This window comes from Mycobacterium sp. NPDC003449, assembly GCF_053588415.1.
The window spans coordinates 1-10,626 of the sequence record NZ_JBSFPX010000219.1 but is presented as its reverse complement, the minus strand read 5'-3'; the positions used below and the strand labels follow the sequence as shown (position 1 = coordinate 10,626).

General features: G+C 69.8%; 9 protein-coding genes. 1 reads left to right on the top strand and 8 read right to left on the bottom strand.

Translation table 11 applies throughout. The annotated features are described in order from the left end of the window. Positions 1 to 99: 99 nt before the first annotated feature. The gene (locus tag ACWDTP_RS33650) at positions 100 to 1,446 is read right to left on the bottom strand and encodes an NAD(P)/FAD-dependent oxidoreductase (protein WP_450027554.1); all 1,347 of its coding nucleotides are present in this window, start codon (positions 1,444 to 1,446) and stop codon (positions 100 to 102) included. Between the two features lie 46 nt (positions 1,447 to 1,492). Beyond that, complete coding sequence (locus ACWDTP_RS33645; protein ID WP_450027553.1) at positions 1,493 to 2,326, bottom strand: helix-turn-helix transcriptional regulator; 834 nt, start codon at positions 2,324 to 2,326, stop codon at positions 1,493 to 1,495. Positions 2,327 to 2,426: 100 nt separating this feature from the next. Here ACWDTP_RS33645 and ACWDTP_RS33640 point away from each other — a divergent pair, with 100 nt between their 5' ends. Then, the gene (locus ACWDTP_RS33640) at positions 2,427 to 3,413 is read left to right on the top strand and encodes an aldo/keto reductase (protein ID WP_450027552.1); all 987 of its coding nucleotides are present in this window, start codon (positions 2,427 to 2,429) and stop codon (positions 3,411 to 3,413) included. 9 nt (positions 3,414 to 3,422) lie between these two features. On the opposite strand, the gene ACWDTP_RS33635 is transcribed toward ACWDTP_RS33640, so the two are convergent. The 6 genes from ACWDTP_RS33635 to ACWDTP_RS33610 all read right to left on the bottom strand — a co-directional run bounded on the left by ACWDTP_RS33635 (position 3,423) and on the right by ACWDTP_RS33610 (position 10,563). Then, positions 3,423 to 5,015, bottom strand: a complete 1,593-nt coding sequence (locus ACWDTP_RS33635; RefSeq protein WP_450027551.1) for a threonine/serine ThrE exporter family protein — start codon at positions 5,013 to 5,015, stop codon at positions 3,423 to 3,425. Positions 5,016 to 5,090: 75 nt separating this feature from the next. Further along, on the bottom strand, positions 5,091 to 6,035 hold the full coding sequence (locus ACWDTP_RS33630; RefSeq protein WP_450027550.1) for an alpha/beta hydrolase family esterase: 945 nt from the start codon (positions 6,033 to 6,035) through the stop codon (positions 5,091 to 5,093). An 85-nt stretch (positions 6,036 to 6,120) separates the two neighbouring features. Beyond that, the gene (locus ACWDTP_RS33625) at positions 6,121 to 7,134 is read right to left on the bottom strand and encodes an alcohol dehydrogenase catalytic domain-containing protein (RefSeq protein ID WP_450027549.1); all 1,014 of its coding nucleotides are present in this window, start codon (positions 7,132 to 7,134) and stop codon (positions 6,121 to 6,123) included. Positions 7,135 to 7,212: 78 nt separating this feature from the next. Continuing rightward, entirely contained in the window at positions 7,213 to 7,668 is a 456-nt protein-coding gene (gene cynS / locus ACWDTP_RS33620; protein ID WP_450027548.1) for a cyanase, read from the bottom strand. A gap of 14 nt (positions 7,669 to 7,682) precedes the next feature. Beyond that, positions 7,683 to 8,549, bottom strand: a complete 867-nt coding sequence (locus tag ACWDTP_RS33615; RefSeq protein ID WP_450027547.1) for a formate/nitrite transporter family protein — start codon at positions 8,547 to 8,549, stop codon at positions 7,683 to 7,685. A 187-nt stretch (positions 8,550 to 8,736) separates the two neighbouring features. Further along, positions 8,737 to 10,563, bottom strand: a complete 1,827-nt coding sequence (locus tag ACWDTP_RS33610; protein ID WP_450027546.1) for a fatty acyl-AMP ligase — start codon at positions 10,561 to 10,563, stop codon at positions 8,737 to 8,739. Positions 10,564 to 10,626 lie beyond the last annotated feature (63 nt).

The following is a 10,626-nucleotide window of genomic DNA, read 5'->3' as shown; positions in this document are numbered from 1 at the left end:
ATCGTCGGTGACGGCCACGGCATGGTCGGCGTCGGCTACGGCAAGGCCAAGGAAGTTCCGGCCGCCATCGCCAAGGGCGTCGAGGATGGGCGCGGAAACTCAGCGGTCGTCCGGGGCCGGCGTCGGCGCGTCCCAGGCCGACCAGGTGTAGCGCTGCTCGGGCACGGTGTCACTGCCCAGCATGAAGGCCCGGTGATAGCGACTCGCCCTGGCGATCGTGGCCATCCAGGTGGCCACCGTGCTGACCCGGTTGCCCACCCCGGTCAGGAAGGCGATGTGCACGAAACCCCATGCCAGCCAGCCGAAGAACCCGGCGACCCGAATCGGCCCGAGCTGTAATACGGCCTGCCCGCGGCTGATGTAGGCCGCCGAACCGAGGTCGCGGTAGCGGTACGGCTTGCGGGGTTTGCCCTTGAGCTGGCGGCGCACACAGGAAGCGACGTGCAGCCCGCCCTGCATGGCGTTCTCGGCCACCCCGGGCAGGTTGTCGCGGCCCGCGAGATCACCGATCACGAAGACCTCGGGACGTCCGGGGACCGACAGGTCGGCGTCGACCGTGATCCGGCCCGCGCGATCGGTCGTGGCACCCAGCACCTCGGCGACGTGCCTGGCGAACGGCACCGCCTCGACCCCGGCGGTCCAGAACACGGTGCGCGCGGGATGCCGTTCCTGCGGGCCGCCGGCCTTCGGGGTGATGGTGACCCCTTCGCGGGCCACATCGGTGACGTGCACGCCCATCCGCAGTTCGACCCCCAGCCTGGTCAGGGTCCGGGTGGCCCGGTCGGCCAGATCGGGTGCGAAGCTCTTCAGCACCCGCTCCCCGCCGTCGAACAGCAGCACCCTGGCGTCCTCCGGCTCGATGCTGTGGAACTCGTTGGCCAGGGTCCGGGTCGCCATCTCGCGGATCTGCCCGGCCAGCTCCACCCCGGTCGGACCGCCGCCGGCCACGGCGAACGTCAGCCAGCCGTCGCGTTCGGGCCCGGGTTCCAGCGTCTCGGCGATCTCGAACGCGGTGAACAACCGCTGCCGGATGTTCAGTGCATCGTCGAGGGTCTTCATCCCGGGGGCCCACTGCGCGAAATGGTCATTGCCGAAATAGGACTGCTGCATACCCGCGGCGATGACGAGCACGTCGTAGCCCAACGCGAAGGTGGTCTCGTCGGGCCGGCGGGCGGTCAGTATCCGTGCGTCGGGATCGAGGTCGACCGCCTCGCCGAGCAGCGTGGTGACGTTGCGATGCCGGGCGAACTCCTCGCGCAACGGGCGGCTGATCTGGCCGATGCTCAAGGTTCCGGTCGCGCACTGATACAGCAGGGGCTGGAAGAGATGACCCGCCGCCCGGTCCAGCACCGTGACGTCGACGTCGACGCCGCCGAGCCTGCGGGCACAGAACAGCCCGCCGAAACCGCCCCCGATGACCAACACCTTCATGCGTCCGCCGCTCATCAACCCGACGCTAGTCGCTGACGCGGGGTCCGACCGGAGTCCTCGGCTATCCGACGGCCTGGCCGGCGAGCACGGCGAGAAGCCGCAGATCCTCCGACGCGGCGGAGCCGGCCGGCGGGGTGAGGACCACCAGCTGTTGCCCCTCGGCCGTCGCGAGCACCTCGCAGTCCAGGGTGATCGGCCCGACTGCGGTCAGAAACGTCTTGCGCTGCATCCGCCGGGCCGCGACCTCGTGACGGGCCCACAGTTCGGCGAACTCGGGGCTGTGCGCCAGCAGCGCGTCGACGAGTTCGCGCATATCGGCGTCGGTGCGCCGGCGTGCCCACGCCGCGCGCAGGTCGGCCACCATGATCCGGCTCTGCTCGTCGCGGTGCTCCGGTGGGGCGATCTCGCGCGCGCCCGGATCGGTGAACCACTGCCAGGTGATGCTGGACCGCAGCCCCGCGCCGTCGGCCACCCGATCGCCCATCAGCACTTTGGCCATGGCGTTCTGTGCGAGCAGGAGGCCGGTGTCCGAGCATACGAACGCGGCGGCGTCGTGCATCTGGTCGAGCACGAACAGCAGCGCAGGGCGCACATGCAGCGATGGACCGCCGCGATCGGGCACCGCATGCCCGGCCAACCGGTACAGGTGATCCCGCTCGTCCTCGGTCAGCCGCAGTGCCCGAGCCAGGGCCCGCAGCATCTGCGGCGACGGCTGGGTACTGCGGCCCTGCTCCAGCCGGCCGTAGTAATCGACCGACATGCCGGTCAGCTGCGCCACCTCCTCACGGCGCAGTCCCGAAGTCCGGCGGCGGGCTCCGGTCGGCAATCCCACATCCGCGGGACTCAGCGCGTCGCGGCGGCGCCGCAGAAACTCGGCGAGTGCGGCACGGTCCATCCCACCAGTGTCCGCGATGCCGCACCGGGTAGGGAGGGACTCGCGATCCCCGGTTCGACGCGTCGTGGTCGCCGAACCGGTGGCCGCGAAGACTGGGCCCATGCGAACCAAAACACTCGGAACCCTGACCACACCGGCGTTCGGCCTCGGCTGCATGGGCATGTCCGGCGCCTACGGCCACGCCGACCGCGGCGAGAGCATCGCGACCGTGCACGCCGCGCTCGACGCCGGGATTACCCTGCTGGACACCGGGGACTTCTACGGCATGGGGCACAACGAAATACTGCTGGGCGAGGCGCTTCGCGGCGTTCCCCGCGACGGGTACCGGCTCAGCGTGAAATTCGGCGCCCAGCTCACCCCGGACGGCGCCTTCATCGGCTTCGACACCCGGCCCGGGGTGGTCAAAACCGCCGCCAGCTACTCGCTGCAGCGCCTCGGCGTCGACCACATCGACGTCTACCGGCCCGCGCGCCTAGATCCCGCGACGCCGATCGAGGACACCATCGGCGCCATCGGCGATCTGGTCGATGCCGGATACGTGCGGCACATCGGACTCTCGGAAGTGGGCGCGGAGACGATCCGCCGCGCCGCGGCGGTGCGGCCGATCACCGATCTGCAGATCGAATACTCGCTGGTCTCCCGCGACATCGAACGCGAGATCCTCGACACCTGCCGCGAACTCGGTATCGGGATCACCGCATACGGTGTGCTCTCGCGTGGACTGATCGGCGGGCACTGGACCAAGATTACTGCCGATCAACGAGATTCGCGTTCGATGAGCCCACGCCTCACGGGCGACAACCTGGACCGCAATCTGGCCCTGACCGAGGCGCTGCGCGGGGTGGCCGACGATCTGGGCGTGTCGGTGGCCCAGGCCGCGATCGCCTGGGTGGAGTCGCGCGGAGACGATGTGGTGGCACTGATCGGCGCCCGCACCCGGACCCGGTTGGCCGAGGCGCTCGGCGCGGCCGAGTTGACGTTGACGGCCGATCAGCTGGACCTCATCGAGTCGGCTGTCCCGGCGGATCAGGTTGCGGGAGACCGTTACCCGGCCGCACACATGGCCTTGCTGGACTCCGAACGCTGACCCCGTCCGCTACGGATCCGGCCCGTGGCCCTCGTCGGCATCGGCGTCGTCGCCGTCGTCGGGGTCGGATTCGTGTGCCGACTCGGGCTCCAGGGCCACGCTTCGCGACCGCTGCCCCGGTGCCTGGGGCGGCCCGCCGTCGGCGGGCTGCAGCGGCACCACATTGCCGACGGCCCGACGCAGGCCCGGCGGTCCCTCGATCCGGAAGAAGTCGCCGATGCGTCCCGCGCCGTAGCGCAGCGGCGAGCCGAGCAGCTCACCCATGACCACCCCGGCGCCCAGCGCCAGCGCGGTCGCGGCCGCCGCCAGCAGCTGGGCCAGCCCGTCGTCGAACCGGTCGTCGACCGCGAAGTAGAACACCGCACGGAACACCGCGAGGCCGGGCAACATCGGGGTGATCCCGGCGGTGGAGGTCACCAGAGCCGGTGCCCGCCGCCGGATCGAGATCAGCGTCGCGAACAGGCCGACCGCGACCGCGGCGATGCCGGCGGCGACCACCTGGCCGAACCCCGCGGTGCCGAGTCCGATCAACACCAGCTCGGCCAGACCGGCCGCGAAACCGGCCGGTATCACCGAGCGCAACGGCGCGTAACACGCGAGGGTCAGGCACACACTGGCGAGCACCGCGCCGAGGACGGCCAGCACGATCGGAAGCGGCCGGTTCGGCGTCACGAACGTCGCGGTCGAATCGACATGCAGTTGGATCTCGACCCCGGCGACGGTGGCGATCTGCAAGCCGGCCAGGATGCCGACGACGATCCCCGCCGTCATGAACAAGGCGTCGCTGAGCCGCGCGACCGCGGTGATCATGTATCCGGTCAGCGCGTCCTGCATCGAACCGACCAGCGTCAGACCCGACAACAACATGACGATCCCGGTGGCGATCAGGGCCGTCACGCCCTGGCCGGCGAACTGATACGCGGCGACCGCGACCATGGTGGCGATGGCGGCGCCGACCACGTTCTGGAAGAAGAACGGGGTGCCGATCCGATTCAAGATCCGGCCCACCCGATCGATCGCCGCGGAGGTGAGGGCGGCCACCAGGCAGGTCAGCCAGGTGCCGCCCAGCAGCATCGCGATGCCGAGGGCGAAGCCGGCCCAGCCCGCGGTGGCCAACCACCGTGGATAGGGATGGGGCTGTTCGGTCACCTCGTCCATCGCCGCGTGCGCCTGGTCGACCACGACCCCGCCGGAGGTGATGTCGCGCACGACCCGGTCGAGGTGGGCCAGCCGGGTGTAGTCGGTGGACCGGGTGCGGACCGCGCGCACGATGGTCACCGGCGGGCTATCCGCGGTCGGCAACGCCGACACGATGATCGTCGTGAAGGTGATGTCGACGACGCAGTCGGTGAGCTGGTAGGCCTGCGCCACGTCCTGGGCCGTCGCCACCACATCCGCGGTGCCCGAACCCGACGACAACATCACCTCGGCGAGCCGGATCATCAGGTCGAGCACCTTGCGGGTGTGCAGATCCCCCATGCCACCCGAGGCACGGCTGCGCTGGCCGGCCACCGGCGCGGGATCGCGCCGCCCGCGCAGGGCGACCCGAAGACCGCGACGGAACCGCGCCGCAGCCGCACCGTCGGGCAGATCGTCAACCATCGACACGCAGAATACTGACCACCAGCGGGGATCCGGATCGCACGCGCCGCGATCGGTCCGGGTGCGCGGGGTTTCCTAGCGCCCGTGGGTGTCGAAGAACCGCCACGACGTCTCGGACGCGTCGAACCCGCGGCTGGGCGGGCCGACCGCGCCGGGCGGGAGGACCTCCGGAGCCCCGGGCCAGGTGTGCCCGCCGCCGTTGACCTGCATGAACTCCACCGCGGTGCCGGCGGCGCACGGTGCGGAGGCGAACCGTTGGGTTTCGGTGCCGTCGCCGGCGCCCGAAAGCGTTTCCGGCGCCGCGGGATTCGGGCAGCCGTCGATCTGGCGCCACCGGTCGGCCATGGCCGGGGCCGCTACCACGTCGCTGGCACCACCGCGGCCGGTCATCGGGCCGCCGCCGAACGGGACGATCGGATCCGCGGTGCCGTGGGTGGCCAGCACCGACACCGGCCGCGACGGGTTGCAGCCGATATTGCTGCCGAGGGTGCCCGCGACCGGTGCGATCGCGGCGAACAGATCGGCCCGGTCACAGGCCAGCCGGTTCGCCATGAACCCACCCGCCGACAGGCCCGTCGCAAACACCCGCCCGCGGGGTATGCCGTACTCGGCGACCAGGCTGTCCACCAACGTCGCGATGAACCCGACGTCGTCGACGTGCTGCCGGTCCGGCTGCGAGGCACCCCGGCCGTCGGCCCAGCTGTAGTCGATGCCGTCCGGGTACACCGCGACGAAACCGTGCGCGTCGGCCACCGCGTCGTAATGGGTCAGCGCGGCCTGATCGCGCCCGGTGGCACCGGCCGCGTGCAGGTTGACCACGAGCCCCGACGGGTGCTCGACGCCGGCGGGCAGATGGAGTTGGTAGGTCCGGACCAGGCCACCGAAGTCGATCTGGGCGGCCGGGAACGGGGTGGCCCACGCGTGGCCGGCGGCGAGCACCGAACCCGCGAGAACGCCGGCCAGCGCCGTGATCAGCGATCCGAGGCGGCTTTTGCCGAAGTGCGTGCGTTGTCGAACCATCCCGACCCCCACAGGTGCCTCGCCGCCAGCAAACGAGTCACCGACGTTACCCGGTCGGGTCCGGGGATTCGCCGAGACGGACGAATCAGACCGTGAGAACCATCCGATAGCGCGCCCGGCCCTCTTCCATCGCGGCGTAGGCGTCCGCGGCCTCGGCCAGCGGCAGCTCCTGGACCCGGGCCCGCACACCCGACAGCACCGCGAATCGCATGGTCTCCTCGACGTCGCGGGCCGTGCCCGAGGGGTGCCCGGAGATGCTCAGCCCGGGCTGGATCAGCTGAAGCGGACTGACCGAGAGCGGTTCGTCGGTGACGCCGATCGCCACCAGTTCGCCACGCGGCGCGAGCCCGTCGACGGTGTCGGCCATGGCCTGCGAGTTGCCCACGGTGCCGAGAACCACCGCCGCGCCACCCAGTTCGCGCAGGGCGGCGCCGACGTCCTCGGCTCTGGAGTCGATGTAGTGCCGGGCCCCGAGAGCGCGGGCGTCCTGCTCCTTGTCGCGGCCGCGCGCGATGGCCACGGTCTCGAAACCCATTGCGGCGGCGAACTGCACCCCGAGGTGGCCCAGCCCGCCGACGCCCAGCACCGCGACCACATCGCCGGGCAGGGCACGGGTGTGGCGCAGCGCGTTGTAGGTGGTCACACCGGCGCATCCCATCGGGGCGGCCTCGCTGAACGAAAGGCCATCGGGGATGCGGGCCAGCGCGTTCGCCGGCGCGGTGACCGATTCGGCGTAGCCGCCCGGATAGTGCAGGCTGGGGACCTGGCCGACATCACAGTGAATGAACAGGCCCTTGCGGCACGGTATACAGGTGCCGCAGTGGCCGCCGAACCACCCGATCGCCACCCGGTCGCCGACCGCGAAATCGTCCACCCCCGCCCCGAGCTCGGCGATGGTCCCGGCGATCTCGTGGCCGGGGGTCAACGGCCACGAGATACCCGGAAAGCCACCGTTGACAATCGCGCGGTCGGTGCCGCACACACCGGCCGCGGCGACCGCGACCCGGACCTGCCCGCGTTGCGGGGCCGGGGTTTCGGTGTCGACGACCTCCAGTGCACCGCCGGAGGACTTGACCTGAACAGCTCGATGAGTGGGCATGGAGATCCTTACCGTCGCCGTTGATGTACCAGGTCATCATGGTCCGACGACGACGGTTGCGCTCGGGATCCGGCCCGATTACTCCGGTGCCGCCGTCCAGTCATACGGCAGGAACTTGCCGTCGAACGTCACCACCACCCGGTCACCGGCCGGGTGGTGCTTGCGCTGCACATCGACACTGAAATTGATGGCACTCATGATTCCGTCACCGAACTGCTCGTGGATGAGCTCTTTGACCGCACCGCCATAGACCTGAAGCGCCTCGTAGAAGCGGTAGATGGTGGGGTCTGTCGGTACCGCCGACGGCAGGCCGCCACGCATCGGCACCGCGGCGAGCACCGCGACCGCCGACTCGTCCAGTCCCAGCAGGTCGACGATGACCCTGCCGGCATCGGCCGGTATCGGATGCTGGCCCAACAACGCGGCGACCGTCCACACCACCGGTTTGTCGATCGCATCGGCCAGCCGCTGCCAAGTGAGCCCCTTGGTCAGGCGTGCGGCGACGATCTCGGCTGTTATCTCGTCTCTGGTCATCTGCTCAGCCTGCCTCATCCGGCCCGCCGCGCGTTCGCCTCCGCCGCGACCGTGAACTGCTCCGGTTCGACCGGTCGGTTCCAATCGCTGCCGGTGCGGGCATGTGTTGCGTAGAGCGTCAGGCCGACGAACGCCAGGCCGCCGACGAGATTGCCAAGGACAGTGGGAATCTCGTTCCAGATCAGATAGTCGGTGACCGAGAAATCGCCACCGAGCATCAAGCCGGACGGGAATAGGAACATGTTGACGATCGAATGCTCGAAGCCCATGTAGAAGAACAGCATGATGGGCATCCACATGGCAATCACCTTGCCCGACACCGACGTAGACATCATCGCCGCCACCACCCCGGTGGAGACCATCCAGTTGCACAGGACCGCACGCAGGAACAGCGTCACCATTCCCGCCGCACCGTGCGAGGCGTAACCGACGGTCCGGCTGGAACCGATCTCACCGAGGCGCTGGCCGACTTCGTTCGGATCGACCGTGAAACCGTAGGTGAGAATCACCGCCATCATCACCGCGACGGTGAGCGCGCCGGCGAAGTTGCCGACGAACACCAGGCCCCAGTTGCGCAGCATCGCCCGCACCGTCACACCCCGTCGCTTGTCGATCAGCGCGAGCGGGACCAACGTGAAAACACCGGTGAGCAGGTCGAAGCCGAGCAGATACAGCATGCAGAAGCCGACTGGGAACAACACGGCTCCGAGCAGGGCGTTTCCGGTCTGCACCGTCACCGTGACGGCGAACGCCGCGGCCAGCGCAAGGATCGCACCTGCCATGTATGCGCGGATCACGGTGTCCCGGGTGGACATGAACGCCTTCGCCTCGCCGGAATCGACCATCTTCGTGACGAACTCGGGCGGGTTCAGATACGACATGGCGTCGCTCCTTCCAGACAGCTTGGGGTCTCCCCCGGCGAGCCCGGGTGCCGCGCAAGTCTGGCAAGCAGATGTGTCATCGGTGTGAAGCGGCTGACAGCGCCACGTCACAACCACTTCACACCGGCCGCGGCCCGGATGTGAGATGCGGCCGAGTCAACCCGCGGTCGCGATGTTCAGGAGGACCTCAGCGCTCCGCCAGATACTCTGCGCGGCAGGCCTGGCGGGCCAGTTTGCCACTGGTGGTCCGGGGAATCGCGCCGGCGGGCATCAGGCGGACATCCGACACGGTCACGCCGTGCCGGTGCGCCACCGCCGCCCGGATCGCGTCGATGGCGGCCTGGGGATCCGCGCGGCCGGTCCGGGGTGCGCGTTCGGTGACGACGACCACCCGGGTACCGGCGTCGTCGGCCGGTACCGCGAACGCCGTCACGTAGCCGCGCCGCACCACCTCCGAGGCGTCGGCGACGGTGGCCTCGATGTCCTGTGGGTAATGCTGGCGTCCGTCGACGACGATGAGGTCCGCGAGCCGGCCGGTGACGTAGAGCTCGCCGTCGACGTAGACGCCGAGATCGCCGGTGCGCAGCCATTTTCCCTCGTCCGGCGCACCGACGGCGTGACTGCCCTCGGCGCGGCGGGACACCAGCTCGGCGCCGAACGCGTGCCGCGTCTCGTCCGGGCGTCCCCAGTACCCTCGCCCGATATTGTTGCCGTGCAACCAGATTTCGCCGATCTCACGGTCGGGCAGTTCTTCGCCGGTGTCCGGGTTGACGATGACGGCCCACTGGCTGCGGGCGATCTGACCGCACGACACATGCGTCACGGCGCCGACCGCATCGGGTGCCACGTTCACCGCGCGGCCGCGGGTGAGCTGTTCGCGGTCGAAGTGGGCCGCCGACGCCTGCGCTTGCGGCGCGATCGTCGAGATGAACAGGGTCGCCTCGGCGATGCCGTAGGAGGGTTTGAATGCGGTGGGGCGCAGTCCGTATGGTGCGAACGCCTTGTTGAACGTGGTGATCGCGGCCATGCTGACCGGCTCGGATCCGATGATCAACACCACATTGCTCAGGTCGATGTCCTCGCCGGACGCGGGCAGGCCGCGTTGGGCCGTCCACTCGTAGGCGAAATTCGGTGCGGCCGTGATCACCCGACCCTCCCGGGATCCGTCCGACAACGCCGAGATCCAACGCTGCGGCCTGCGGATGAACGCGGTCGGCGACATCAAGGTGGAGTGGCCGCCGTAGACGGCCGGGAACCCGATCATCGACAGGCCCATATCGTGGTAGAGCGGCAGCCAGCTGACCCCGTGGGTGTTGCGGTCCAGCAGGTCGATCGACAGGATCATCTGCAGCAGATTGGTGCCGACGGCGCGGTGGGTGACCTCGATGCCCACCGGTGGCCGGGTCGCCCCGGACGTGTACTGCAGATGTGAGACGTCGTCGGCGTCGACCGGTACCGCGGCGAATCCGTCGCCCGCGGCGTCGGGCACCTGGTCGATCGCGATGACCCGGGGCCGGGCGCTGCGGGGCAGCCGGGCCAGGAACTCGCCGACGGCGGGGACGGCCGCGGCCGTCGTCAGCACGACCGCGGGTCGCGAATCCAGCAGGGCGGTGTCCAGACGCTCGGCGTGGCCCTGCAGTTCCGGTGCGAACAGCGGGACGGCGATGGCGCCCGCCTTGATCGCGGCGAAGAAGCCGACGATGTAATCGAGGCCCTGGGGCGCCAGGATCGCGACCCGGTCGCCGGGCTCGGCGACCCGCTGCAGCTCCGCGGCGACGGCCCGCAGCCGGACACCGAGCCGGCTCCAGGTCAGTTCCAGGGCCTGACCGTCGGCGTGGGCGTGATCGAGGTACCGATAGGCCACCATGTCACCGACATTCGCGATATTGCGGTCGATCAGCGAGATCAGCGTGGTTCCCGGCGGCAGGATGAGCCGGCCCGCCGCATCGAGGCAGTCCTCGATGCGCAGCAGCCCGGTCGCAGGCTCATATCGGTGGTCGATGGCGCGATCCATTGGTAGTCAGGGGCGCGGTGTCCGCAATGCGGATCCGTTTCCCCATCCCCCTTTCAATCCGTG